Origin of the sequence: Bradyrhizobium nanningense, assembly GCF_004114535.1 — a bacterium.
Classification (GTDB): Bacteria; Pseudomonadota; Alphaproteobacteria; order Rhizobiales; family Xanthobacteraceae; genus Bradyrhizobium; species Bradyrhizobium nanningense.
Window position 1 is genome coordinate 79551 of sequence record NZ_LBJC01000013.1, and the last position, 25810, is coordinate 105360.

At 65.9% G+C, this 25810-nt stretch carries 19 protein-coding genes; 6 read left to right on the plus strand and 13 right to left on the minus strand.

What is annotated here, in order from left to right; all coding sequences use genetic code 11:
* The first annotated feature begins 34 nt into the window (after nt 1–34).
* The 5 genes from XH84_RS07805 to XH84_RS07825 all read left to right on the plus strand — a co-directional run bounded on the left by XH84_RS07805 (nt 35) and on the right by XH84_RS07825 (nt 8557).
* A complete protein-coding gene (locus tag XH84_RS07805) occupies nt 35–1378 on the plus strand; it encodes a methyl-accepting chemotaxis protein (protein WP_128918982.1) in 1344 nt (447 codons plus the stop codon).
* Nucleotides 1379–1599: 221 nt separating this feature from the next.
* Nucleotides 1600–3177 carry a Do family serine endopeptidase gene (locus XH84_RS07810; protein WP_128918983.1) on the plus strand — a complete coding sequence of 526 codons (1578 nt, stop codon included), beginning with the start codon at nt 1600–1602 and terminating at the stop codon, nt 3175–3177.
* 274 nt (nt 3178–3451) lie between these two features.
* Complete coding sequence (locus XH84_RS07815) at nt 3452–4132, plus strand: response regulator transcription factor (protein ID WP_039185038.1); 681 nt, start codon at nt 3452–3454, stop codon at nt 4130–4132.
* Entirely contained in the window at nt 4116–5576 is a 1461-nt protein-coding gene (locus tag XH84_RS07820) for a sensor histidine kinase (protein ID WP_128918984.1), read from the plus strand. The genes XH84_RS07815 and XH84_RS07820 overlap by 17 nt, the downstream gene beginning before the upstream one ends.
* A complete protein-coding gene (locus XH84_RS07825) occupies nt 5573–8557 on the plus strand; it encodes a bifunctional [glutamine synthetase] adenylyltransferase/[glutamine synthetase]-adenylyl-L-tyrosine phosphorylase (RefSeq protein ID WP_128918985.1) in 2985 nt (994 codons plus the stop codon). The genes XH84_RS07820 and XH84_RS07825 overlap by 4 nt, the downstream gene beginning before the upstream one ends.
* Here XH84_RS07825 and XH84_RS07830 read toward each other — a convergent pair.
* The 5 genes from XH84_RS07830 to XH84_RS07850 are packed head-to-tail and all read right to left on the minus strand — an operon-like array spanning nt 8517 to nt 14494.
* On the minus strand, nt 8517–8747 hold the full coding sequence (locus tag XH84_RS07830) for a formate dehydrogenase subunit delta (protein ID WP_164936197.1): 231 nt from the start codon (nt 8745–8747) through the stop codon (nt 8517–8519). The two genes, XH84_RS07825 and XH84_RS07830, sit on opposite strands and share 41 nt — an antisense overlap.
* Nucleotides 8737–9564 (minus strand): formate dehydrogenase accessory sulfurtransferase FdhD, encoded by an 828-nt coding sequence (fdhD, locus tag XH84_RS07835; protein WP_128918987.1) that lies wholly within the window; start codon nt 9562–9564, stop codon nt 8737–8739. The genes XH84_RS07830 and fdhD overlap by 11 nt, the downstream gene beginning before the upstream one ends.
* A gap of 4 nt (nt 9565–9568) precedes the next feature.
* Nucleotides 9569–12442: a formate dehydrogenase subunit alpha gene (gene fdhF, locus XH84_RS07840; RefSeq protein ID WP_128918988.1), complete on the minus strand. Its 2874-nt coding sequence runs from the start codon at nt 12440–12442 to the stop codon at nt 9569–9571.
* A 10-nt stretch (nt 12443–12452) separates the two neighbouring features.
* Nucleotides 12453–14009 (minus strand): formate dehydrogenase beta subunit, encoded by a 1557-nt coding sequence (locus tag XH84_RS07845; protein WP_128918989.1) that lies wholly within the window; start codon nt 14007–14009, stop codon nt 12453–12455.
* Nucleotides 14006–14494, minus strand: a complete 489-nt coding sequence (locus tag XH84_RS07850) for a formate dehydrogenase subunit gamma (protein WP_128918990.1) — start codon at nt 14492–14494, stop codon at nt 14006–14008. Before XH84_RS07850 ends, XH84_RS07845 begins: the two co-directional genes overlap by 4 nt.
* Nucleotides 14495–14719: 225 nt before the next feature.
* Here XH84_RS07850 and XH84_RS07855 point away from each other — a divergent pair, with 225 nt between their 5' ends.
* Nucleotides 14720–15613 (plus strand): LysR family transcriptional regulator, encoded by an 894-nt coding sequence (locus XH84_RS07855; protein WP_128918991.1) that lies wholly within the window; start codon nt 14720–14722, stop codon nt 15611–15613.
* Nucleotides 15614–15806: 193 nt separating this feature from the next.
* Here the strand turns inward: XH84_RS07855 and XH84_RS07860 are convergent, their stop codons facing one another.
* The 8 genes from XH84_RS07860 to XH84_RS07895 form a co-directional block, all read right to left on the minus strand.
* Nucleotides 15807–18137 carry a PAS domain-containing sensor histidine kinase gene (locus tag XH84_RS07860; RefSeq protein ID WP_128918992.1) on the minus strand — a complete coding sequence of 777 codons (2331 nt, stop codon included), beginning with the start codon at nt 18135–18137 and terminating at the stop codon, nt 15807–15809.
* Between the two features lie 240 nt (nt 18138–18377).
* A complete protein-coding gene (locus XH84_RS07865; protein ID WP_128918993.1) occupies nt 18378–19751 on the minus strand; it encodes a cation-efflux pump in 1374 nt (457 codons plus the stop codon).
* A 212-nt stretch (nt 19752–19963) separates the two neighbouring features.
* Entirely contained in the window at nt 19964–20932 is a 969-nt protein-coding gene (locus XH84_RS07870) for a zinc-binding dehydrogenase (protein WP_128918994.1), read from the minus strand.
* A 25-nt stretch (nt 20933–20957) separates the two neighbouring features.
* Nucleotides 20958–21953, minus strand: a complete 996-nt coding sequence (locus XH84_RS07875; protein WP_128948131.1) for an NAD(P)H-dependent flavin oxidoreductase — start codon at nt 21951–21953, stop codon at nt 20958–20960.
* A gap of 372 nt (nt 21954–22325) precedes the next feature.
* Nucleotides 22326–22976, minus strand: coding sequence for a hypothetical protein (locus XH84_RS07880; protein WP_128918996.1), 651 nt, complete (start codon nt 22974–22976; stop codon nt 22326–22328).
* Between the two features lie 58 nt (nt 22977–23034).
* Nucleotides 23035–23232: a hypothetical protein gene (locus tag XH84_RS07885; RefSeq protein WP_249153894.1), complete on the minus strand. Its 198-nt coding sequence runs from the start codon at nt 23230–23232 to the stop codon at nt 23035–23037.
* Between the two features lie 740 nt (nt 23233–23972).
* Nucleotides 23973–24746, minus strand: coding sequence for a fumarylacetoacetate hydrolase family protein (locus XH84_RS07890; RefSeq protein ID WP_164936201.1), 774 nt, complete (start codon nt 24744–24746; stop codon nt 23973–23975).
* Nucleotides 24747–24757: 11 nt separating this feature from the next.
* Nucleotides 24758–25777, minus strand: coding sequence for a 2-dehydropantoate 2-reductase (locus XH84_RS07895; protein ID WP_128918998.1), 1020 nt, complete (start codon nt 25775–25777; stop codon nt 24758–24760).
* Nucleotides 25778–25810: the final 33 nt, after the last annotated feature.

The window sequence follows — 25810 nt, forward strand, 5'->3', positions numbered from 1 at the left end:
TCGCGAGTTTCGATTCCAGACTCTGAGTCCCCCGATGTTCGCGAACAGCAATCTGACGATCCGCTTCCTGGTCGGCGCCGTGGTCGCTGCATTATTGTTTCTGCTGGGTATCGGCGGTGGCACCGGCTTCATTGCGGTGCTCTATCTCAACAACGAGATCACCAGCCTGTCCTCGGACTTCGCCGCGCTGAGCGGCCCCGCGCGCGATCACGCCATGCAGACCTATCAGCAGGCGCAGGCCGCGTTCTCCTACTTCCTGGCCGCCTGCGGCGTGATCGCCGTCGTCGCCGCCGCGATCTGCCTCACCACCTGGTTCGCCGTCCGCAACGGCATCATCAATCCCCTGGCGGCGATCGTCCATGCGATGCGCGAGGTCGCCGATCAGAAGTTCGAGACATCGGTCCCAGGACTCGGCCGCAGCAACGAGATCGGCCTGCTCGCCGGCGCGCTGGAGGTCTTCAAGACCAACGGCCTCGAGCGGCGCCACCTCACCGAACGGCAGCTCCACGAAGCGCAGCACCAGGCCGAGCGATCGAAATTCCTGGACGACCGGATCAAGCGCTTCAACGACCTCGTCGCCAGCGTCGTCGACAGCGTGGCGTCATCAGCCGTGCATCTGAAGAGCAACGCCGAGACGTTGTCACGGACGGCCAACGACACCAGCACCAAGGCCAATGCGGTCGCGAGCGCCGCGAGCCTGGCGAGCGGCAGCGTGCAGACGGTGGCAGGTTCTGCCGGGGAGATGACGAATTCGATCGGCACGATCAGCCGCCGCGTCACGGACGCGACCCAGCGCGCCGAAGGCGCGGCGTCCCAGGCGGAGAAGAGCCGTGACACCATCCACACGCTATCGGACGCCGCCGACAAGATCGGCGAGGTCGTCCAGCTCGTGCAGGCGATCGCCTCGCAGACCAATCTGCTGGCGCTGAATGCCACCATCGAGGCGGCACGGGCAGGGGAGGCCGGCAAGGGGTTCGCGGTGGTCGCCTCCGAGGTGAAGAATCTGGCGCATCAGACCAGCAAGGCGACAGAGGAGATCACCTCCCACGTCGCCAGCATTCAGGGCATCACCGCACAGACGCGCGACGCGATCGACGGCATCTCCAAGACGCTGTCGGAGATCTCGTCCATCATGTCCGGCATCGAGGTCGACACCTCCCAGCAGCGTAACGCGACGCAGGAGATCACGCGCAGCGCCCAGGACGCCGCGCGCGGCACCCTCGACGTCTCCAACCACATCGCCCAGATCACCTCGACCTCCGCGGAGACCGGCCGCATGGCGGCCGAGGCGCGGGATTCGGCGGTCGATCTGTCGCAGCAGGCCGAGACCTTGAAGCGCGAAGTCGACGAGTTCATCGTCAGCGTCAGAGCGAGCTAGAGCGCACAAAAAGCCTCTCCCGCGCCGTCACGGGAACTCGGTTAAGTTCCTGGGGAATCACAATTTTCAGCCTGCGCTAAACTGCCGCATCGGCCTCGTCCTTTCATTACGAAAGTTTAACCCCGCCGCCAGCGCACGGTAAGGCGGGAGTCCCCATCTTCAGGTCCGTAAGGTGCCGCTCTCAGGCATCACATGGATTTCAAGGCCCTGGAGATCTCTACATGACCGACCGTCCCGACCTCTCGAACCTTCCGTCCTACCGGCAGCCCCGCTCGGTCTTCTCTGCGCGCAAATTCGCGCTGATGGCCTCGGTCGTCGCCGGCCTTGGCGCGGCCGTCTATGGCTTTGGCCCGTCGACCTCGCCGGCCGACCTGTTCTCGAGCCCGGCGCATGCGCAGGTCAACAACGAGGTCCGAAAGGTCGAACGTCCCATCGGCTTCGCCGACATCGTCGAGCGCGTGAAGCCGTCGGTGATCTCGGTGAAGGTCAACATCAAGGAAAAGACCGCGAGCAACGATGACGGCGACGATTCCTCCTCGCCGTTCCAGCCGGGCTCGCCGATGGAGCGCTTCTTCCGCCGCTTCGGTGGTCCGGACGGTTTCCCCCCGGGCATGAAGGGCGGCCGCGGCCGCGTCGTGCAGGGCCAGGGCTCCGGCTTCTTCATCTCGCCTGACGGCTTTGCCGTGACCAACAACCACGTCGTCGACGGCGCCGACAAGGTCGAGGTCACCACCGACGACGGCAAGACCTACACCGCCAAGGTGATCGGCACCGACCAGCGCACCGACCTTGCCTTGATCAAGGTCGAGGGCAGCTCGAACTTCCCGTTCGCCAAGCTCGCCGACGCCAAGCCGCGGATCGGCGACTGGGTGCTCGCGGTCGGCAATCCCTTCGGTCTCGGCGGCACCGTGACCGCGGGCATCGTTTCGGCGAGCGGCCGCGACATCGGCAACGGTCCCTATGACGATTTCATCCAGATCGACGCGCCCGTGAACAAGGGCAATTCCGGCGGCCCGGCCTTCGACACCAACGGCGAGGTGATGGGCGTCAACACCGCGATCTACTCGCCTTCCGGCGGCAGCGTCGGCATCGCGTTCTCGATTCCGGCGAGCACCGTGAAGAGCGTGGTCGCCCAGCTCAAGGACAAGGGTTCGGTCAGCCGCGGCTGGATCGGCGTGCAGATTCAGCCCGTCACGTCCGACATCGCCGACAGCCTCGGCATGAAGAAGGCCGAAGGCGCGCTGGTGGCGGAGCCGCAGGCCAATGGTCCGGCCGCGAAGGCCGGCATCGAATCCGGCGACGTGATCACGTCGGTCAACGGCGAGTCCGTCAAGGACGCCCGCGAGCTTGCCCGCACCATCGGCGGCATGGCGCCCGGCGCGACCGTGAAGCTCAACGTGCTGCACAAGGGCCAGGATAAGGTCGTCAACCTCACCCTCGGCCAGCTGCCGAACACGGTCGAGGCCAAGGCCGACAACGACAATGACAGCGGCAAGGGTGCGACCAAGGGCACTGACGTGCCCAAGCTCGGCATGACCGTTGCGCCCGCCAATTCCGTGGCCGGTGCCGGCAAGGAAGGCGTCGTGGTCACCGAAGTCGATCCGAAGAGCGCCGCGGCCGAACGCGGCTTCAAGGAAGGCGACGTGATTCTCGAAGTCGGCGGCAAGAGCGTCGCCACCGCAGGCGAGGTCCGCGATGCCATCAACACGGCGCGGACCGAGAACAAGAACAGCGTCCTGATGCGCGTGAAGAGCGGCGGCCAGTCGCGCTTCGTCGCGGTGCCCCTCGCCAAGGGATAAGCCTTTAGGAGGCTTTTGAGATGAAGGGCGTCGCCGGCATCAGTCGCCCCAGCCGCCGGCGCCCTTCGGGGAGGCAGCGTTACAATAGCTTCCCCTTGCTACCTTCCGGTGGAAAAACGCCCCCCTCCGTCGGAAGGCCTAGGGCGGTGGAGTCCCCCCAGCTTCACCGCCCGCCTTTTTCTCCATGCCAGCGTCTCCCACTCGGCTTGCATGCGATTGCCGCTCGCGCCATGTTTAGAGAAGGTTGACCTCCTTGACCGCCGCCGAACGCACGATGCGCCTCCTCATTATCGAAGACGACCGCGAATCCGCCGACTACCTCGTGAAGGCGTTTCGCGAAGTCGGACACATTGCCGATCACGCCGCCGATGGCGAGGAGGGCCTCGCCATGGCCGAGAACGGCGATTACGACGTGCTGGTGGTCGACCGCATGCTGCCCAAGCGCGACGGTCTGTCGCTGATCGGCGCGCTGCGCGACAAGGGCAACACCGCACCGGTTCTGATTCTCTCCGCGCTCGGACAGGTCGACGACCGCATCAAGGGCCTGCGCGCAGGCGGCGACGACTATCTGCCAAAGCCCTATTCCTTCGCCGAGCTGCTGGCCCGGGTCGAGGTGCTGTCGCGCCGCCGCGGCGGGCCCGCCGAGGACACGCTCTACCGCGTCGGCGATCTCGAGCTCGACCGGCTCTCGCACCGCGTCGCCCGCGGCAAGGACGAGCTGACGCTGCAGCCGCGCGAATTCCGCCTGCTCGAATATCTGATGAAGCATGCCGGCCAGGTGGTGACGCGCACCATGCTCTTGGAGAACGTCTGGGACTATCATTTCGATCCGCAGACCAACGTGATCGACGTGCACATTTCGCGATTGCGCTCCAAGATCGACAAGGGATTCGAGCGGCCGCTGCTGCACACGATCCGCGGCGCCGGGTACATGATCCGTGACGGCATTCGGTAAACTCGTCCGCACCACGGCATTCCGGCTCACGCTGGTCTATCTGCTGCTGTTCGCGATGTTCGCGGCCTCGCTGCTGGCCTATTTCGCCTGGAATACGCGGCGGCTGATCACCGAGGAGATCACGCAGACGGTCAACGCCGAGACCTCGGAGATCAGCGAGATCTACGGCCGCCGCGGCCTGCGCGGCCTCGTGCTGGCGATCGAGTATCGGGCGCTGCGGCCGGGGGCCAACCTCTATCTCGTGACCACGCCGACCGGGCAGGCGATCGCCGGCAATGTCGGCTCGCTGGCGCCCGGCGTGATGGCGACGCGCGGCTGGTCGGAGACCGCCTACCGGCGCCTCGAGGACGCCGACGACCGCGACCATCGTGCGCTGGTGCGCGTCACCGAACTCGAGAACGGCTTCCGTCTGCTGATCGGCCGCGACCTCGCCGAGCGACGGCGGCTGTTCGGCATCGTCGCCAAGGCCGCGCAATGGTCGGTCCTGATCGTCGTGGTGCTCGGGCTCGGCGGCGGCGTCTTCGTCGCGCGCCGCGTGCTGAGGCGCATCGACGCCATGACGGGGACCACGCAGCGCATCATGACCGGCGATCTCAGCGAGCGCCTGCCGGTCGGGCGCAGCGGCGACGAGCTCGATCGCCTCGCCGAGAACCTCAATGCCATGCTGGAGCGGATCGAGGCGCTGATGGTGGGGCTGAAGGAGGTCTCCGACAACATCGCCCATGATCTGAAGACACCGCTGACGCGCTTGCGCAACCGTGCCGAGGAGGCGCTGGCAAGATCGGGCTGCGAGGCCGATTACCGGGCGGCGCTGGAGCGGACCATCGAGGAATCCGACGGTCTGATCCGCACCTTCAACGCGCTGCTGATGATCGCGCGCGCCGAGTCCGGACAGGCGCGCGGCAACATGGATGATTTCGACGCGGCCGAGGTCGCCAACGGTATCCACGAGCTCTATGAGCCGCTCGCCGAGGACGATGGCATGACTCTGAAGGTCAAGGCCGATCCGACCCCGATTCACGCCAACCGCGAATTGATCAGCCAGGCGCTCGCCAATCTGGTCGAGAATGCGATCAAATACGGCAAGCCGGTCGCGCAGGCGGGCGGAACCGTGGTCAGCATGGACGCGCGGCAGATCATGATCGAGGCGAGGCGCGACGGCGACAAGGTGCTGCTCAGCGTCACCGATCGCGGTCCCGGCATCCCCGAGGCCGATCGCGCGCATGCGGTCGAACGATTCGTGCGCCTGGAAGCAAGCCGCACGCTGCCGGGCTCTGGCCTCGGTCTCAGTCTTGCCTCGGCGGTTGCGACATTGCATGGCGGCGAGTTGAGGTTGGGCGACGCTCAGCCCGGCCTTGTCGCCACGCTGGTGCTGCCCGCGCGCGTCGGTGCCGGCGACAGGGTTGCTCCGCCAATACCGGATGTGCCACAGAAGGTGGCATGAACCACTCCGCGCCGGGAAACGCGGACAAGCATGGTGAGAGGCTGGCCGCACGCTTCGCGGAAGCCCCCCATATTGCCGCTTCCACAACCGACGAACGACATTTCGAAAGCTGGCTGAGCGAGCTCGAGCCGGCCCAATCGGCCCGTCTCGAAGCGCTGCTGGCTCATCCCTTTGCCCGGGACATCCTGGCCGGTATCGCGGAATTCTCGCCCTATCTGTTCGATCTGGTGCGCGCCGACGCGGTGCGGCTGATCCGGCTGCTCGAATGCGACCCGGATGCGCATCTGGCGGCCCTGATCGCGGAGGCGAGGGGGGCGGTGCTCGCGGCGGCGGACGAGGCCGAGGTGATGCGGCTGCTTCGCCGCATGAAAGCGGAGACCGCGCTGCTGACCGCCCTGTGCGACATCGGTGGCGTCTGGCCGGTGATGCGGGTGACGGCGGCGCTGACCGATGTCGCAGTGTCCTCGGTGCAGGCGGCGCTCCAATACCTGCTGCGGCAGGAAGCCGCACGTGGCAAGATCTCGCCGCCCAATCCCGAGGCGCCCGAAGAGGGCTGCGGGCTGATCGTGCTCGCCATGGGCAAGATGGGGGCGGGCGAGCTGAACTATTCCAGCGACATCGATCTCATCGTGTTCTTCGATCCCGACGCGACGACGCTGGCGGCGGACATCGAGCCGCAGCCGTTCTTCGTCCGCGTCACGCAAGGGATGGCGCGCATCCTGCAGCAGCGCACCTATGAAGGTTACGTCTTCCGCGTCGATCTGCGCCTGCGGCCCGATCCGTCCTCGACGCAGGTGGCGATCTCCAGGGACGCCGCGCTGAACTATTACGAGCGGGAAGGGCGCACCTGGGAGCGCGCGGCGATGATCAAGGCCCGTGCCTGCGCCGGCGATCTTAAAGCGGGCGAGGCATTGCTCGCCGAGATCGCGCCCTTCGTCTGGCGCAAGCATCTCGACTTCGCAGCGCTCGCCGACGTCCACGACATGAAGCGGCAGATGCAAACCTATCGCGGCCAGAGCGAGGTCGCGGTGGAGGGGCATAATGTCAAGGTCGGCCGCGGCGGCATCCGCGAGATCGAGTTCTTCGCGCAGACCCAGCAATTGATCGCCGGCGGCCGCCATCCGGAATTGCGGGTGCGGCCGACGCTCAAAGCGCTCGACATTCTCGCCTCCAGCAACTGGATCACCCTTGCTGCGCGCGACGAGCTGACCATTGCATACGAATTCCTGCGCCGGGTCGAGCATCGCCTCCAGATGATCGCCGACGAGCAGACCCACGCGCTGCCCGAAGACAAGGACGCGGTCGAGCGTTTTGCGCGCTTCTTCGGCTATCCGTGTCGTGAAGCTTTTGCGAGCGACCTGCTGCGACAGCTCAAGATCGTGCAGGGGCACTACGAAAAACTGTTCGAGGGCGACGATCCGACCGGCACGGCCAAGCTGCCGGCGCTCGATTACAGTGCCGGTCCTGACGATCCGCGGTTGCTCCAGCACCTCGCGACGCTCGGCTTCAAGAAGCCTGCAGCATTGGCGCAGACGGTGCGCGATTGGGTCACCGGCGACTATCGCGTGTTCCGCAACGAGGCGACGCGGAATGCCTTCGTCGAATTCGTGCCGGCCCTGATCGACGGTCTTGCCCATGCCGAGGAGCCGGATCGCGCCGTCGTGGCATTCGATCAGTTCCTGGGGGCGCTCCAGCGCGGCGGCCGGCTGTTCACGCTGCTCGGCCAGAACCGCGAGCTCGTCGCGCTTGTGGCGCTGGTGCTGGGCGCCGCGCCCCGCCTCGGCGAAATGCTGGCGCGGCAGCCGCAGCTGATGGATGGCCTGATCGATCCGCGCTTCTTCGGCGCCATGCCGGACCGGCAGGAATTGTCGGGACGGTTGGCTGCGACCGTGCAGGACGCCGGCTCATACGAAGAGTTCCTCGATCGCCTGCGCCTGTTCGGGCAGGAGAGCCTGTTCCTGATCGGCACGCGGATCCTCTCCGGCACCGTCTCGGCGCAGCAGGCGAGCACGGCCTTTGCCGATGTCGCCGAAGGCATCGTCCACACCGTGCACGGCCTCGTTGCCGACCGCTTCGCCGCCCAGCACGGCCGGATCAAGGGCCAGGAGACCGCGATCATCGCGATGGGCCGGCTCGGCAGCCGCGAGATGACGGCCTCGTCCGATCTCGACCTGATCCTGCTCTACGATTTCGACAGCGACAATCCGGACTCAGATGGACCGAAATCGCTTCAGGGCGCGCATTATTTTGCCCGCCTGACCCAGCGCCTGATCAGCGCGTTCACGACGCGCACCAATTATGGCGTGCTGTACGAGATCGACATGCGGCTGCGTCCCTCGGGGCGCGCCGGCCCCGTGGCCTCGAGCCTCGTCTCGTTCGCGGATTACCAGGCCAACGAGGCCTGGACCTGGGAGCACATGGCCCTGACGCGTGCCCGCGTGGTGTCGGCTTCGCCCGAATTCCGGGAACGCATCGCGCGCGTCATCCGCGACGTCCTGACCCGCCGCCGCGATCCCGTCAGCACGGCCGACGACGTTGCCGACATGCGGCGCGCGATCGCCCAGGAGAAGGGCGAGGCCGATTGCTGGGATCTCAAACATGCCGCGGGCGGCATGGTCGACATCGACTTCATCGCGCAATATCTCCAACTGGTGCATGCGCACGACCAGCCGGAGATCCTGGACGTCAGCACCATGCAGGTGCTGGAAAACGCCTGCAGGCTCGGCGTGCTCCCGCAATCGGAAACCGAGATCTTGCGCGCAGCCGCGCGGCTCTATCACGATTTGACTCAGATCCTGCGGCTGTGCGTCAGCGACCGCTTCAAGCCCGAAACCGCCGGCAACGATCTGCAGCGCGTGATGGCGCGCGCCGGCGACGCGCCGGACTTCTCCTCGCTGGAGGCGCGCGTGAAGGAGACGCAGAGCGAGGTGCGGCGGGTGTTCAGGGCGCTGCTGGAAGGGTCGTCGCCTTCAGCGAGGTAAGCGCCTCACGGACGTCAGGCTCCAGGCCCGCGCCGCCGGCGTCGAGATGAGCGAAGATCGCGCGCTTCATCCTGGGATCCCAGAATTTCTTGATGTGCTCGGCAATCCCCGGCACGGCCTTGCCGTGGCCTTGGCTCTCGAAGAACTTGCCGATCTGGTTGGCCATGTAGATCAGGCGGTCAGGCGACATCGGCAACCTCCGTGGCATGGCGGGCGACAACCCGGTCACCATGCGAAAACACTTCGAATCCGTCCTGGCGGGCAATGGCAATCAGCGTGATGCCGGCAGCTTCCGCGGTGCGCACTGCTAGCGCGGAGGGAGCGGACACCGCGACCATCACCGGCGCGCCGATCGCGGCGGCCTTCTGCACCATCTCGACCGAAACGCGGCTCGTGAGCAGCACCATGCCGCCGCGCGGCTCGGTGCGGCTGCGCGCCAGGGCTCCCGCGAGCTTGTCGAGCGCGTTGTGGCGGCCGACGTCCTCGCGCAGCGCGACGATGTTGCCGGCAGGGGACCAGAACGCGGCGGCGTGAACGGCGCGGGTCTGCAGATTGATCGATTGCAGCGGCGCGATCGCCTGCATCGCCGCCATGATTTCTTCCGGCGTGAAGGTCTGCCCCTGCGGCACGACCGCGGCGGGTCGCACTGCCTCGGCGATGGACTCGATGCCGCAGATGCCGCAGCCAGTGGGGCCGGCGACATGGCGACGGCGCTCGCTGATGCGGGCGGCATCGTCCGGCGCCAGCCACATCCTGAGCTCGATCCCGTCGTCGAGGCGAACGATGTCGAGCGACTTGATGTCGTCGACCGACTTGATGATGCCTTCGTCCAGGCTGAAGCCGACCGCAAAATCTTCCAGGTTCTGCGGCGTTCCCATCATGACGGCGTAGGTGCCGCCATTATAGGTCAGCGCCAGCGGCGTCTCCTCCGGTATGAAACGCGTTCCTTCGGACGCCAGACCGTTGCGCCAGATTCCGCGATCGATCGCCTGAACCGCGACGTGCATGCCGTTACTCCGCGGCTTCAGCCGGCGCGATGCGGCGGGATTGCCGCGCCTGCGCGTCATAGGCCTTCTGCCAGTCCGACGGGCCGTTCGAGGGCGAGACCTGCACCGCCGTGACCTTGTATTCGGGACAATTGGTCGCCCAGTCCGAATAGTCGGTCGTGATGACGTTGGCCTGCGTGTCCGGATGGTGGAAGGTGGTGTAGACGACGCCGGGCGCGACGCGATCGGTGATCTCCGCGCGCAGCGTGGTCTCGCCGGCGCGGCTCTTCAGCCGCACCCAGTCGCCGTCGCGCACGCCGCGCTGCTCGGCATCGTGCGGATGGATCTCGAGGCGATCCTCGGCATGCCAGACCACGTTCTCGGTGCGCCTTGTCTGCGCGCCAACATTGTACTGGCTGAGGATGCGGCCCGTCGTGAGCAGCAGCGGATAGCGCGGCCCGGTGCGCTCGTCGGTCGCGACATATTCGGTCACGACGAACTTGCCCTTGCCGCGGACGAAGCCGTCGATATGCATCACCGGCGTGCCTTCGGGCGCCTTCTCGTTGCAGGGCCACTGCACCGAGCCGAGCTCATCCAGCTTGGCGTAGGAGACGCCGGCAAAGGTCGGAGTCAGCGCCGCGATCTCGTCCATGATCTCGGATGGGTGGCTGTAGTTCATCTCGAAGCCCATCGCCTTGGCGAGGCCGATGGTGACCTCCCAGTCGGCCATGCCGTTCTTCGGCGTCATCACCTTGCGCACGCGCTGGATGCGGCGCTCGGCGTTGGTGAAGGTGCCGTCTTTCTCGAGGAAGCTCGAGCCGGGCAGGAAGACGTGGGCGTAGTTGGCGGTCTCGTTGAGGAAGAGGTCGTGAACAATGACGCATTCCATCGCCGACAGCGCCGCCACGACGTGGCTGGTGTTGGGGTCGGACTGGAGGATGTCCTCGCCCTGCACGTAGATCCCCATGAAGGTGCCCTCGACCGCGGCGTCGAACATGTTGGGAATGCGCAGGCCCGGCTCGGGATTGAGCTTGACGTTCCACAGCGCCTCGAACTGGTCGCGCACGGCATCGCCGGAGATGTGACGATAACCGGGCAGCTCGTGCGGGAACGAGCCCATGTCGCAGGAGCCCTGCACGTTGTTCTGTCCGCGCAGCGGGTTCACGCCGACGCCGGGGCGGCCGATATTGCCCGTGGCCATCGCGAGGTTGGCGATCGCGATCACGGTGGTCGAGCCCTGGCTATGCTCGGTGACGCCGAGGCCGTAATAGATCGCGCCATTGCCGCCGGTGGCGTAGGTGCGGGCTGCCTCACGCAGCGCCTTGGGATCGACGCCGGTGAGAATAGCGGTGGCTTCCGGGCTGTTCTTGGGCTGCGCGACGAAGGCCGCCCATTCCTCGAACTCGCTCCAGTCGCAGCGCTCGCGCACGAAAGCTTCGTTGACGAGGCCTTCGGTGACGATGACATGCGCCAGCGCGGTCATGACCGCGACGTTGGTGCCGGGCATCAGGGGCAGGTGCAGCGCCTTCACATGCGGCGATTCCACCATCTCGGTGCGGCGCGGATCGATCACGATCAGCTTGGCGCCCTGGCGCAGCCGCTTCTTTAAGCGAGAAGCGAACACCGGGTGAGCGGAAGCGGGGTTGGCGCCGATGATCACGACGACGTCGGTGTCCTCGACCGAGTCGAAATCCTGCGTGCCTGCGGAGGTGCCGAAGGTGGTGGCAAGGCCGTAGCCGGTCGGCGAGTGGCAGACGCGGGCGCAGGTGTCGACATTGTTGTTGCCGAAGCCGGCGCGGATCAGCTTCTGCACCAGATAGGTCTCTTCGTTGGTGCAGCGGGATGAGGTGATACCGCCGATGGCGTCGCGGCCGTACTTTTTCTGGATGCCGCGCATCCTGGCGGCGGCGAAGGAGAACGCTTCGTCCCACGACACTTCGCGCCAGGGATCCTCGATCCGCTCGCGGATCATGGGTTTAAGGATGCGCTCCTTGTGGTTGGTGTAACCCCAGGCGAAGCGGCCCTTGACGCAGGAATGACCGCGATTGGCCTTGCCGTCCTTGTACGGCACCATGCGCACCACTTCCTCGCCGCGCATCTCGGCCTTGAAGGCGCAGCCGACGCCGCAATATGCGCAGGTGGTGACGACCGAGTGCTCGGGCTGGCCGATCTCGATCACGGACTTTTCGGTCAGCGTCGCGGTCGGGCAGGCCTGTACGCAGGCGCCGCAGGAGACGCATTCGGAGCCCAGAAAACTCTCGCTCATGCCGGGCGAGACCCGGCTGTCGAAGCCGCGACCCGAGATGGTCAGCGCGAAGGTGCCTTGCACCTCCTCGCAGGCGCGGACGCAGCGCGAGCAGACGATGCACTTGGACGGATCGTAGGTGAAGTACGGGTTGGACTCGTCCTTCGGCATCCAATTGTCATTGCTGCAGCCGTCAGTCTTGGCGAAGACATGGTTCTCGCCCTCATAGCCGTAGCGCACGTCGCGCAGGCCCACGGCGCCAGCCATATCCTGCAATTCGCAATCGCCATTGGCGCCGCAGGTGAGGCAGTCGAGCGGGTGGTCGGAGATGTAGAGCTCCATCACGCCCTTGCGCAGCTTCTTGAGCCGCTCGGTCTGGGTGTGCACGAAGAGGCCGTTCATGACCGGCGTGGTACAGGAGGCCGGCGTTCCGGCGCGGCCTTCGATCTCGACGAGGCAGAGCCGGCACGAGCCGAACGCGTCGACCATGTCGGTCGCGCAGAGTTTCGGGATCTGATGACCTGCATCCATCGCGGCGCGCATGATCGAGGTGCCCTCGGGCACCGTGACCTCATGGCCGTCGATGGTCAGCGTGACCATCGTTGTCGATTTGGAAACCGGCGTGCCGTAGTCGATTTCTTCGATCAGAGACATCGTTGCTCTCCTATTCCGCGGCCTGAAGCGTGGTCGGGGCGGGGGCGAAATCCTCCCGGAAGTGCTTCAATGCACTGAGCACGGGGTAGGGTGTGAAGCCGCCGAGTGCGCAGAGCGAGCCGAATTTCATGGTGTTGCAGAGGTCCTCGACGAGGGCGAGGTTTTCGCTGACCCGCTCGCCGTTGATGATCTTCTCGATGGTCTCGACGCCGCGGGTCGAGCCGATTCGGCAGGGCGTGCACTTGCCGCAGGATTCGATCGCGCAGAACTCCATGGCGAAGCGCGCCTGCCTGCGCATGTCGACGCTGTCGTCGAACACGACGATGCCGCCATGGCCGATCAGGCCGTCGCGCGCGGCAAAGGCCTCGTAGTCGAACGGCGTGTCGAACAGCGCGCGGGGGAAATAGGCGCCCAAGGGCCCGCCGACCTGCACGGCGCGAACCGGGCGGCCGGTGAGGGTGCCGCCGCCGATGTCGTCGACGAGCTCGCCGAGCGTCACGCCGAACGCCGTCTCGAACAGCCCGCCATGACGGATATTGCCGGCGAGCTGGATCGGCATCGTGCCGCGCGAACGGCCCATGCCGAAATCCGCATAGGTCTTGGCACCTTCGGCGAGGACAAAGGGGACGGCTGCGAACGACAGCACGTTGTTGATGACGGTCGGCTTGCCGAACAGGCCGTGATGCGCCGGCAGCGGCGGCTTGGCGCGCACGATACCGCGCCGGCCCTCGAGGCTTTCCAGCAGCGAGGTCTCCTCACCGCAGACATAGGCGCCGGCACCGACGCGGACTTCGAGGTCGAAGCTGTACGTGGAACCGCCGATCTTGTCGCCGAGATAGCCGGCACGCTGTGCGGCTACGATGGCGGCATTCATTGCCTCGACCGCGTGCGGATATTCGCTGCGGATATAGATGTAGCCCTTGGTCGCGCCGACGGTGATGCCGGCGATGGTCATGCCCTCGATCACCAGGAAGGGATCGCCTTCCATGATCATGCGGTCGGCGAAAGTGCCGCTGTCGCCTTCATCGGCGTTGCAGACGATGAACTTGCGGTCGGCCTTGGCCTGCGCGACGGTCTTCCACTTGATGCCGGTCGGGAATCCCGCGCCGCCGCGGCCGCGCAGGCCCGATGCCGTCACTTCGCTCAGGATCGCATCAGGTCCGAGCGAGAGCGCGCGCTCAAAACCCTTGTAGCCGCCATGGGCGCGGTAGTCGTCGAGCGAGCGTGGGTCGATCACGCCGCAGCGGGCGAAGGTGAGGCGGGTCTGGCGCTTCAGCCACGGAATCTCGTCGGTCGCCCCCAACCGCAACAGATGCGGCGTATTGCTCGCGAGCGCGTCGAGCAGGGAGGGCACATCGGCTTCGGTGACCGGGCCGAAGGCGATCCGGCCCTGCGGCGTCGCCACCTCGACCAGCGGCTCCAGCCAGTACATCCCGCGCGAGCCGGTCCTGACGATCTCGATCGTCACGCCGCGCTTGGCCGCTGCCTGCTCCAGTGCCAGTGCAACTTCGTCGGCGCCGACGGCGACTGCGCCGGCGTCGCGTGAGACGAACAGACGCATGCTCATCGCTGGGCCTCCGCAACCAGCGCATCGAGACGCTTCTGATCGAGCCGGCCGATCAGGCGGCCGTCGAGCATCGCGGACGGCGCGGTCGCGCACAGGCCGAGGCAGTAGATCGGCTCCAGCGTGACGCGATCGTCGGGCGTCGTGTTGCCAAGCGACACGCCGAGCTTGGCTTCTGCGCGCGCAGCCAGCGCATCGCCGCCCGCGGCCTGGCAGGCCTCCGCACGGCACAGCTTCAGCACGTGACGGCCGGCCGGCTTGTGGCGGAAGTCATGATAGAACGTGAACACGCCATGCACTTCGGCGCGCGACAGATTGAGCGCCTGCGCCACCATGGGAATGGCCGCCTCCGGCACGTAGCCGAACGCCTCCTGCAGCGCGTGCAGGATGACCAGCGTCGCTCCCTCCTGGCTGGCATGTTCGGCGATGATCTCGGCGCCGCGCGTCTCGTTCCAAGGCGCGTAACAAGGCTCAAAAACCGCTGTCATTGTTCGTTCTCAACCTGAGCGTTTCCTTTGCCGCAAACTAGTTGGAATCATTCGCAGATCAATAAAGCTGTCCCGTGCTGCGATTGCGAATTCGGATCGATTTGCAACCGCAATCGATCGATAGGAAACGGCAATGAAAGTTGGATCGGCTGCCGGTTTTTGCGTGTTGGTGCAGGCGCGGCATGCTAGCTTGCATGCCACGATGGAATTCGAGGGGACGACCGGTTGATCGACAAGCTTGAACTATTGCTGGCGCTGGCGAAGGAGCGGCATTTCGGACGCGCGGCAGAGGTCTGCGGCGTGACGCAACCGACGATGTCGACCGGGCTCAAGCAGCTCGAGGAGATTCTCGGCGTGATGCTGGTCCAGCGCGGATCGCGCTTTCAGGGTTTTACGCCCGAAGGCGAGCGCGCGCTCGACTGGGCGCGGCGGATCGTGGGTGATGCCCGCGCGATGCGCGACGAGATCAACGGGCTGAAGCATCAGCTCTCCGGCGAGATCCGCATTGCGGCAATCCCGACCGTGCTCGGCATGGTCGCTGCGCTGACGACGCCGTTCCGCGCCCGGCATCCCGAGGTGCGTTTCAGCATCCGCTCGACGACCTCGTCGGAGGTGCTGGGATTGCTCGAAAATCTCGAGGTCGATGCGGGGCTGACCTATATCGAGAACGAGCCGATCGGCAAGGTGCGGACCATTCCGCTCTACAACGAGAGCTATCGTCTCCTGACCGCGCCGGATGCGATGTTCGGTGACCGCGAGACGGTGACGTGGACCGAAGTCGGGCAGGTGCCGCTTTGCCTGCTGACGCCCGACATGCAGAACCGCCGCATCATCGACCGCGCGCTGCGCTCGGTCGGCGCGGAGGCGACGCCGACGCTGACCTCGAATTCCCTGCTGGTGCTGTTCACACATGTGAAGACGGGACGCTGGGCGAGCGTGATGCCGGCCAAGCTTGCCGAGACGCTCGGCCTCTCCGACACGGTGCGCTCGATCCCGATCGTCGATCCTGACGTCAATTACAGCATCGGCATGGTCATCCCGCAGCGCGATCCGATGACGCCGCTGATCGCGGCGCTGGTCAACGTCGCGCGCGAAGTGGCACCGACGTTGCAGCTTTAGGGGCTAACGCGAGTTCTAGAGCGGGGCTCGTTCACCTCTCCCGCTTGCGGGAGAGGTCGGCGCGAAGCGCCGGGTGAGGCTTTCTCCTCTTGGGGATTGTCCCATTGCGGAAGCACCCTCTCCCCGACCCTCTCCCGCAAGCGGGAGAGGGAGTGCACCGCCGTAGTGGCAATCACCCTGATCTCATCGCGCCTCAAGCCGCCGCCGAAATCCCGGACGCCGCCTTGATCGCGTCGCGTGGCAGGGTCACGCGGACGACGGTGCCGACCTCGAGCTTGGAGCGCAGCCGCATCGAGCCGCCGTGGAGCTGTGCCAGCGAGCGGGCGATGGCGAGCCCGAGCCCTGAGCCGTGATAGGTCTTGGTGAGCTGGCTCTCGACCTGCTCGAACGGGCGGCCGAGGCGTGCCAGCGAATGCGGCGCAATGCCGATGCCGGTGTCGGCGATCATCAGCACGATCCGGTCGTCGAGTTGCCGGCTGCGCACCACGACGCGACCGCCGTCGGGCGTGAACTTCACCGCATTGGAGAGCAGGTTGACGATGATCTGCTTGGTGGCGCGGCGGTCGGCGACGACGGAGATGGATTTTGCGATGTCGGCGTCGAGCGTGATGTGCTTGTCCTGGGCCCGGCCGGTGACGACCCGCAAGGATTCCGCCAGCGTCCGCGACAGGTCGAGCTGTTCCATGTCCAGCTTCATGCGGCCGGCCTCGATCTTCGACATGTCGAGGATGTCGTTGATCACCTCGAGCAGATAGTGGCCGCTGGTCAGGATGTCCTGGCAATATTCCTGGTACTTCTCGCTTCCGAGCTCGCCGAACATGCCCGAGCCCATGATCTCCGAGAAGCCGATGATGGCGTTGAGCGGCGTGCGCAGCTCGTGGCTCATATTGGCGAGGAATTTCGACTTGGTCTGGTTGGCTTCCTCGGCGCGGGTCTTTTCGCGCTGGTACTTCTCGGCGAGATCGGCGAGCTCGACCGCCTGGCGCTCCAGCGCGGCCTGCGAACGCTTCAGGTCGATGACGGTGGCGCGCAGGCGCAGATCGTTGTCGACCAGCTTCTGCTCGTGCTCCTTGATGCGGGTGATGTCGGTGCCGACCGAGACGTAGCCGCCGTCCTTGGTGCGGCGCTCGCTGATGTGCAACCAGCTGCCGTCGTCGAGCTGCGCCTCGAAGGTGCGCGCGCCCGGGCCTTGGGCAGCGGTTTCGTTGTGGCGGGTGCGCACCTCCGGCATGCGGCCGACCTCGAGCACGGTCTCGTAGGAGGTGCCGGGGATGACGGCGGTCTCCGGCAGCCTGTGCAGGCGCTGGAAGTGCGAGTTGCAGAGCACGAGGCGGTCGCTCGCATCCCACAGCACGAAGGCTTCCGGAATCGTCTCGATGGCGTCGCGCAGGCGGAGGTCGGCTTCCACCGTCCTCTCGGCGAGGCTCTTCTGCTCGGTGATATCGACGGCGATCCCGATCAGGTGCACGCTGGAATCGGTGGCTCCGCGCGTCTTCTCGCAGCGGACGCGAAGCCAGATCCAGTGGCCGTCGACATGCTGCATGCGGAAGGTCTGGTCGATGTGGTCGATCTTCTCCGAGATGAGCTGGTCGGCGATCGCGAACAGGTCGATGTCGTCCGACTTCACCAGCGCGTTGACCTCGCCGAAGGTGAGGAGCTCGTGGCGGCCGTCGAGGCCGAGCATGGAGAACATCGACTGCGACCAGAAGATTCGGCCGCGCGACAGGTCCCAGTCCCACAGCCCGCAGCGGCCGCGGTTGAGCGCGGTGTCGATGCGGCCGCGCACGGCGTCGTTGATGAGGTCGCCCTCGCGGGCGCGGGTGGACTGCCAGTGGAAGGCGAAGCCGAGGATCAGGACGACGAAGCCGGTCGTCGCCGACAGCGTCACCGAGAGTGCGGCGTCCGAGCCCCAGATCGGCTCGTTGCGCTCCTGGATCACGGTGACGAAGCCGGGCAGCGACTTGATCTGCCGCGAGGTCGCCATCGCGGCGTTGCCGCTCGGAAGCGTCATGTCGGAGATGTCGCCGTCGCGTGTCGGCGCCGCGAGCAATTGTGCCGTCGTGATGGCGTCGAGCAGGCGGTCGTTGCCGGAAGGATCACTGTCGACCGGGATGCGGGCGAGGACGCGGCGCTCGATGCCGGCCGAGGTGACGATGACGTGGCGGCCCGAAGCCGTGCCCCAGGACGGGATCAGGTCCGGCAGCAGCGTCGGCAGGCTCTCGATGTTCCTGAGCCGCTCCTGCCGCAGCGAGGTGAGGCGGTCGATGCGTTCGGCCAGCAGATCGGCGAGCGCCGAGATGTCGTGGCGGATCACCAGCCGCTTCTGACGGGTCTGATCGACCACCTGGACGAAAGCGCCGAGACAGATCGTGATCAGGAAGGCGATGATGAGCGTCGGCACGGCGCGACGAAGCGCCGGCTCCGCGATCAAGAGCCGATGATAGGCAGGTTTCGCGATCGATTGCGCCAATCCCTTGATCGAATCGGATTGGACGCACGCGTTCGCGGCGTCTGCACGCGACATGCCTTCGGCCCCCTGAAAACCAGCTTGCAACTGAAGTCCGGAAGCAGCCCCACATCGCTTCCGAATCACAGCGATTTGAATCCAGTTTTCGCGGGCTGTCGAGAGTCAACGAATCGTTAACGCGAAATTATTCTTATCCAGCGCGCAGTTTGTGCGTCGCGCGTCCGCAAACTGACGGATGTGAGGAGTCCGAAACGAGAACGTGTGACTCCTCGCGCGTTCTTCGTCTCGTTTGCCTCGTCACGCGCGCGGCGGTTCGGCGTGACTGATCACGCGCTTCACGCTCGGGAACGCGCGCCGCAGCGCACGCTCGATCGCGTCGACCTGCTCGTGCACCTTGGTCACGCTCATCGACGGTGTCGCGCGGCAGTGGAAGTTGACGATCTCGCCGGCATCGGTGTTGCGGACACGGACATTATGGATGTCGTGGATCGCGCCGTCGGCTGCATATTCCGCCAGCGCGGTGGCGATCGTCCGCACCCGTTCCGCCGTGGCATCGATGCCGAACGGAAGTTCCGGTTCCAATGGCTCGATATGAACGTCAACCTCGACGTCTTCGCCGAACTCCTCCTGGATATTGCGCTCCAGCGTGTTGGCGATGTCGTGGGCGGCATCGAGCTGCATTCCGCCATCGACCTCGAGGTCGATGCTGACGATCAACTTGGCGCCGAGATCGTGCACCGTGACATGGTGGATGGCGAGGCCCGAATTGCGCGCGATCACCATGATGCGGTCGCGCACGGTCTCGTTGTCGCGCGCGACAGGCACCGCAGCGAAAGTGAGGTCGGCATCACCGAACGCCGCGGTGACGGCGGCCTGCGCGCTGCGCTTGATGTCCTCGACGCGGTCGATCGGATAGGTCCGCGGCACCTTTGCGATGGTGTCGATGAACGTGGTCGCCCCGACCATGCGCACGCGCAGCCGCTCGACGTCGATCACCCCGGGCACGCTGCGGATCGCGGCCGTGGCCTTCTCCTGCGCGCCCACGGGAGCGCGATCAACCAGCGTCTGCACGGTCGAGCCGGCCATGCGCAGGCCGAGGGCCGCAATCATCACGGCGACCGCGGCAGCCGCCGCGGCATCGCCCCACCAGAAGCCGAGGGCGGCGAGGATCAGGCCCACGATCACGGCCAGTGAGCCCATCACGTCGGAGGCGAAATGCAGCGCGTCGGCCGCCAGTGCCTGGCTCCTCGTCGCGCGCGCGGCGCGGTGCAGGGCGCGGGCGCGCCAGAGATTGACGATGATGTCGATCACCAGCACGACGAAGGGCACGGCCGAAATGGTCGGCGGCGGGGTTCCCTCGCTCAGCCGGCTATAGGCCTCGACCAGGATGCCGCCGGCGAGCACGTAGAGCAGGGCGGTGACGCCCAGCGCCGAGATGCTCTCCAGCTTGCCGTGGCCATAATGGTGCTCCTCGTCCGCCGGCTTGTCCGACACCCGCACCACCGCCCAGGTGATGATGGTCGCGACCAGGTCGATCGAGGAGTGCAGGGCCTCGGAGATCAGTGCGAGCGAGCCGATCGCGATCCCGACAGCGAACTTGGCCGCCGCCATGCCGGCGCTGGCGAAGATCGAGATCGCCGCGACCGAGGTTTTGTCGTGTTGGGAGGTCATGGCGGGGATTTAGCAGCCCACGGGTGAACATCAAGCGATGATCCACAGCTGTAGTCGCGAGTGACTTGCAGGAGCGGGACCCCGTCATGCCCGGGCTTGTCCCGGGCATCCACGTTCGTCGTCCCAAGCCGCAAAGACGTGGATGGCCGGGACAAGCCCGGCCATCACGAGCGGAGAGAGGCGTGCCATGCGACTTACCCCGCCGCTGCCCCTCACACCGTCACCACGATCTTTCCCAGATGCCTGTTCGCTTCCATGTGCTCGAACGCCCTGTCGATGTCGTCGAACGAAAACACCTTGTCGATCGGCAGCTGGAGCTTTCGCGACTCGACCGCGCCCCAGATGTCCTTGCGGACCTCTTCGAAGATCTCGCGGACTTCCTCGATGGTGCGGGTGCGGAAGGTGACGCCGACATAGTCGATGCGGCGCGCCGCATGCAGGTCGAAGTTGAAATCGGCATGGGTGCCGCCGAGCCGGCCGACATTGACGATGCGGCCTTTCACCTTGGTCGCGGCGAGGTTCTGATTGGCGACCTTGCCCGAGACCTGGTCGATGATGAGGTCGACGCCTTCGCCGTTCGTCGCCGTCAGCACCTCGTCGACCCATTTTGGATCGGAGCTATCGACCGCGAGGTCGGCGCCGTAGTCCTTCAGCCGGCCGCGGCGAGTGGCGTCGGTCGACGAGCCGATCACGAGTTTTGCACCCTTCAGCCTGGCGATCTGCATCGCCATCAGGCCGACGCCGGAACTGGCGCCCTGGATCAGCACGCTCTGTCCTGCCTGCACGCCGCCGATTGTGACGACGGCGTTATGCATGGTCGCGAGCGCGACGGGCAGGGTGGCCGCCTCCTCGAAATTCATGTTCGAGGGCGCGTGGAACAGCCGGCCGTGATCGGCCAGGGTGTACTCGGCGAAGGCCGCCCCGCCCGAGCCCATGATGCGGTCGCCGATCTTGACGCCCTTCGCGTCCGGTCCGAGTTCGGCGACCTCGCCGGCCCATTCCATCCCGAGCACGGTGCCGACGCCGCCGGCCGCGCCATGGGCGTGACCCCTACGCATGCCGGTGTCGGCGCGGTTGAGGCCGCAGGCGCGGACCTTGACCAGGACCTGCGTGCCTTTGGGCTTTGGTTGAGCGACGTCGGAAATCCGAGCGCCGTCAGGACCGTAGACGTAAGCCTTCATGAATTGCTCTCACTTCTTTCAGTGACTATTCCGCCGCTTCGCGTTGCGGCTGAACGATCATGCCCTCCAGCCGGTTGCGGATGATCGCCTCCGCTTCGCGCACGATGCGGGAGATGAGCTCGGCGCAGCTCGGGATGTCCTGGATCAGGCCCTGGACCTGGCCGGCCGACCAGATGCCTTCGTCGGAATTGCCGGTCGCATAGACCATCTTGCCGCGGGCACCGGCGACGAGCTCGCGGATGTCCTCGAATTTTGCGCCTTCCTTCTCCATCGCGACCACCCTGGTCGAGATCTCGTTCTTTGCGACGCGCGAGGTGTTGCGCATGGTGCGGAAGATCAGCTCGGTCTCGCGCTCGTCATTGGCGACGATCTTCTCCTTGATCAGCTGGTGGATCGGGCTTTCCTTGGTGGCCATGAAACGCGTGCCCATGTTGATGCCGTCGGCGCCCAGTGCCAGTGCGGCGACGAGGCCACGGGCATCGGCAAAGCCGCCGGAGGCGATCATCGGGATCTTGATCTTGTTGGCGGCGGCCGGGATCAGGATCAGGCCGGGCGTGTCGTCCTCGCCGGGATGGCCGGCGCATTCGAAGCCGTCGATCGAGATGGCGTCGACGCCCATCCGTTCGGCCGAGAGCGCGTGGCGCACGCTGGTGCATTTGTGCACGACCTTGACGCCGTGCTTCCTGAACTCGTCGACATGCTCCTGCGGCTTGTTGCCGGCAGTCTCGACCACCTTGATGCCGCTCTCGATGATGGCGGCGCGGTATTCGGCATAAGGCGGCGGCTTGATCGCGGGCAGGATCGTCAGGTTGACGCCGAACGGCTTGTCGGTGAGGGCGCGGCAGCGCGCGATCTCCTTCCTGAGGTCCTCCGGTGTCGGCTGGGTCAGCGCCGTGATGAATCCGAGCGCGCCGGCATTGGCGACGGCGGCGACCAGCTCGGCGCGGCCGACCCATTGCATGCCGCCCTGGACGATCGGGGGCTCGACCCCGACCAGTTTCGTGAACCGTGTCTGCAGCATCGTCTGTTTCCCCCTGGGATGGCCCGCAGGCTCTGTTGTCGGTTGATGCCGCAAGGATGCCGCCCGGGGTGGGAAAAGTCTATCAGCGGGGCGTGCGGTGGGGGCGGGGCGGCATGCGGGGGATGAAGGGAGATTCCGCGAGGCGGATAATTTGGGGTGCAACGATCGCATGTGACGACGCCACGCGATCTCGTGTCCCGGACGCGCTGCAACGTTCTTCACGTTGCGGCGCTGAGCCGGGACCCACGCATCCGCGGATGCTCTGAGAGATGGGCCCCGGCTCTGCAGCGCACCGTCAAAGAGACGCTGCGCTGCGTCCGGGGCACGGACAAGTCGTCTGTAGCAAGATAATGGCGAGCTGCCGGACTTCGGCTACTCCGCGGACAGCCGCACCATCTGGCGGCCGCCGTTCATTTCCTTGAGGCGGTTGACGAAATTCTCCGGGCGTTGCCAGCGGTTGGGGACCTGCAGGCCCATGAACTCGGCGATGTCGCCGATGAAGCCGGTGCAGTTGGCGGTCTCGGCGTTCCAAACCGGCGAGTTCGCCTGCAATTTCTTGATATAGGCGAACACGCGCTTGGCGTCGGCCTCGTTCAGGTAGACGCGATAGCTCGCGGTCAGATATTCCGGATCGAGATCGCCGTAGCTCGCGCCGGTTTCCGACGGCACGAAGGTGATGTGACCGAGCACGTAAGCGAGCGTGTCGCCGGCGGGCGTCAGCCCTGCGACCTCGACCGCCTTCTCGCTGGTCTTGCCGTACCAGACGAAGGCATGGCCCCAGCTCGCCGCCGTGCGGGCGCGGAAGTCGACATAATAGGGACCTTTCTCCACGCGCGCGACGGAGCGCCGGGTCGATTGCGGCGCCGGCCGCGACGTGGAGTCGGTCGTGACAAGCGCATTGGCATCGGCCGCGCGCTTGTTCGCTTCGTGCGCCGAAACCGAGGGCATCAGGCACGCGATCATCGCCGCGAGGGCGAGCCCGGCAAGAATGCAGGATCCCGATCGATCAGGTTTGTTCGTCACGCTGTGCCCCTCGACTGTCGGCCGCTTACGCTGGTCTTGCGCGCATTGTGCTAACGCGTCAGTAGCGCGCCGCGACCGGACCGGGCGCCTTGCCGATCGGGGCCTTTCCAACCGGGCTCTTGCCAATCGGCATCTTGCCGATCGGCGCCTGCTCGGCCGGATAGACCGGCACAGGCTGGCGGCGCGGCAGATCCGCAGCGTTCGCGGCCGTCACCAGAGCAAGTGTGGCACCCAGAGCAAATACAATCTTCTTCACAGCGATACCCCTAGAAGGTTTGGTCCAAACACGGCAGTGCCGTGCCCCCAGACACGCCTCACAGAAGGGCGGCCGAATGCGTCCAAGTTGCGGCGCACAGGGGACATGTTAGGGGCATATGTCGGACGCGCGCAGATGTGATGCGTCTGGATGTTTCGGGCGGTGCGATGCCGTTGCAGCTTCTCACCCGATCCGGTTCAAACTATTCCTGATCGTCGCGAAGGTGCCGCCGATGTCCTTGCAAGGGCGGCGCAAAGCGCCGCGCCCGGAATCCATCGGGCGACAGGGACCGCGGAGGAATGGATTCCGGGGTTTGCGCTACGGCGCCCCGGAATGACGCGGGGAGGCGATGGCGCTCGCTCTCGGCTACAGTTGGTAGCCTGCGTGAGCGTAGCGACATCCGGGACCACACGAAGAACCATCCCGGATGCTCCGCTCATCCGGGCGACGTGGTCGTGCGCGCCTCATTTCTCAAGGAAGTTCGAGCGCATCTTGTCGGCGAACCAGACGACGAAGATCGCACCGAACGCGAGAGCAAAGTACAGAGCCGTCCACAAAAGTGCATTACCGGCATTCGTCATGGCGTCCTCCCTTGCATCAGAAACCGATCTTTTGCCGGAGAGGATAGTGGCGGCCGGGACGGCGTGATTTGCGCAGGATCAATTTTGCCGCGCTGCGGCGAAAGATGGCCGGCGAGTCGTCACTCGGGAAACGATGGAGGCGCGCCTGCGAAAGACGAACTACAGCCGAAACTCGTTGGTGAGCTCGCCGATGCCGTCGATCGCGACGGTGACAATGTTCACCGGCTCCTTCATCACGCCGACGCCGACCGAGGTGCCGACGGCGATGAGATCGCCGGGGAGCAGGGTCATGTCGTGGGAGATCCTGCTGACCAGCTGCTGTGCCGAGAAGATCATGTCGGAGATCGGGTAGTTCTGCCGCTCCGCGCCGTTGAGGATGGTGCGGACGGTGAGCTTTGAAGGATCGAGGCCCGTGGCGATGACCGGGCCGAACGGGCCGTAATCGTCGATGCCCTTGGCGCGGGCCCATTGAGGGAAAGTGGGATCGCTGGTCAGGATGTCGTTGGCAGTGATGTCGTTGACGCAGGTGTAGCCGAAGATGAAGCTGTCGGCCTCATCAGGCGAGACGCGGGCGCAGGTCCTGCCGATGACGATGCCGAGCTCGCCCTCATAGGTGGTCTTGCCGTCGTAGTAAGAAGGGCGGCGGATCACGGCGCCCGGCGTCGTGATGCTGGTGGTGGCCTTGAGCAGATAGAGCGGCTCCGGCGGCTCGGGCTGGTTCAGCTTGGCGGCGAGTGCGTGAAAATTATTCCAGAGCGCAACGATCTTGCTGGGCGCGCAAGGCGCGAGCAGCTCGACCTCCGACAGCGCCAGCGTCTTGGCCGTGGCTGCATGGCGGCCGAACATCTCGCCCTCATGCACGCTGATGCCCGATGAGGTCAGCGTGCCGAAACCGGTCGCGCCGTTGTGGCGGAAGCGCAGCCACTTCTTCATCTCGCCAGCCATCACGCCACCGCCAGTGCGCGCGGATCTGCCGGCGTCGAGACGCCGTCATAGAGGCCGGCGATGCGGGCGCGCTGGGTCACCATCGCCAGCACCGAATCGAGGGCGGGCGTGGGGGTGCCGGTGAGGCGGCCCATCTCCTGCACGACGGTGACGAGCGGATCGATCTCCATCGGGCGGCCGCGCTCGAGATCCTGCAGCATCGAGGTCTTGTGAGCGCCGACCTTGCGGGCGCCCTCGATGCGGCGCTCGACGTCGACGCGGAATTTGACCCCGAACGTCTCGGCGATCGCTTGCGTCTCCACCATGATCGCGCGTGACAGCGCACGCGTGGACGGATCGGTGCAGATCACGTCGAGCGTTGCGTGCGTGAGCGCGCTGATCGGGTTGAAGCAGACATTGCCCCAGAGCTTCAGCCAGATCTCGTCGCGGATACGGTCGAGCACCGGCGCCTTCAGCCCGGCGGCGACGAACAGGTCGGCGAGGCGCTGCACATCGGAGGTGATCTCGCCGCAGGGCTCGCCGAGCGGGAAATTGTTGCCATAGACGTGGCGGATCACGCCGGGCGCCTCGATCTCGGTGGCGGGATAGACGATGCAGCCGATGGCGCGCTCGGCCCCCAGCTCGCGCCACTGCCGCCCGCCGGGGTCGATGCTCTCCAGCGTCGAGTTTTCGTATTGGCCGCCGTGCTTGTAGAAGTACCAGTAGGGGATGCCGTTGACGGCAGTGACGATGCGGGTGTGGGGCCCGAGCAGCGGCTGCATCTTCTCGATCACGCCGGTGATCGAATGCGCCTTCAGCGTGATGATGATGTAGTCCTGCACGCCGAGCTCAGTGGGATCGTCGGTGCAGCGCGGATGCACGGTGTGTTGCTCCTCGCCCGCGAGCAGCGTCAGGCCGCGCTCGCGCATCGCGGCAAGGTGGGCGCCGCGTGCAATGAGGCTGACATCGGCGCCTGCGCGCGCGAGCTGAACCCCGAGATATCCGCCGATCGCGCCGGCGCCGTAGATGCAGATCTTCATGAAATCCTCGCGAGGGAGCAGAAGCCGGATTTT

Coding starts and splice junctions, on each gene's coding strand:
- XH84_RS07845 (WP_128918989.1), bottom strand. CDS start 14,009: ATGAGCATGCGTCTGTTCGTCTCACGCGACGCCGGCGCAGTCGCCGTC.
- XH84_RS07815 (WP_039185038.1), top strand. CDS start 3,452: ATGCGCCTCCTCATTATCGAAGACGACCGCGAATCCGCCGACTACCTC.
- XH84_RS07875 (WP_128948131.1), bottom strand. CDS start 21,953: ATGCTGCAGACACGGTTCACGAAACTGGTCGGGGTCGAGCCCCCGATC.
- fdhF (WP_128918988.1), bottom strand. CDS start 12,442: ATGTCTCTGATCGAAGAAATCGACTACGGCACGCCGGTTTCCAAATCG.
- XH84_RS07830 (WP_164936197.1), bottom strand. CDS start 8,747: ATGTCGCCTGACCGCCTGATCTACATGGCCAACCAGATCGGCAAGTTC.
- XH84_RS07870 (WP_128918994.1), bottom strand. CDS start 20,932: ATGAAGGCTTACGTCTACGGTCCTGACGGCGCTCGGATTTCCGACGTC.
- XH84_RS07865 (WP_128918993.1), bottom strand. CDS start 19,751: ATGACCTCCCAACACGACAAAACCTCGGTCGCGGCGATCTCGATCTTC.
- XH84_RS07850 (WP_128918990.1), bottom strand. CDS start 14,494: ATGACAGCGGTTTTTGAGCCTTGTTACGCGCCTTGGAACGAGACGCGC.
- XH84_RS07860 (WP_128918992.1), bottom strand. CDS start 18,137: ATGTCGCGTGCAGACGCCGCGAACGCGTGCGTCCAATCCGATTCGATC.
- fdhD (WP_128918987.1), bottom strand. CDS start 9,564: ATGCACGTCGCGGTTCAGGCGATCGATCGCGGAATCTGGCGCAACGGT.
- XH84_RS07805 (WP_128918982.1), top strand. CDS start 35: ATGTTCGCGAACAGCAATCTGACGATCCGCTTCCTGGTCGGCGCCGTG.
- XH84_RS07810 (WP_128918983.1), top strand. CDS start 1,600: ATGACCGACCGTCCCGACCTCTCGAACCTTCCGTCCTACCGGCAGCCC.
- XH84_RS07890 (WP_164936201.1), bottom strand. CDS start 24,746: ATGAAGAAGTGGCTGCGCTTCCGCCACAACGGCGCGACCGGTTTCGGC.
- XH84_RS07825 (WP_128918985.1), top strand. CDS start 5,573: ATGAACCACTCCGCGCCGGGAAACGCGGACAAGCATGGTGAGAGGCTG.
- XH84_RS07895 (WP_128918998.1), bottom strand. CDS start 25,777: ATGAAGATCTGCATCTACGGCGCCGGCGCGATCGGCGGATATCTCGGG.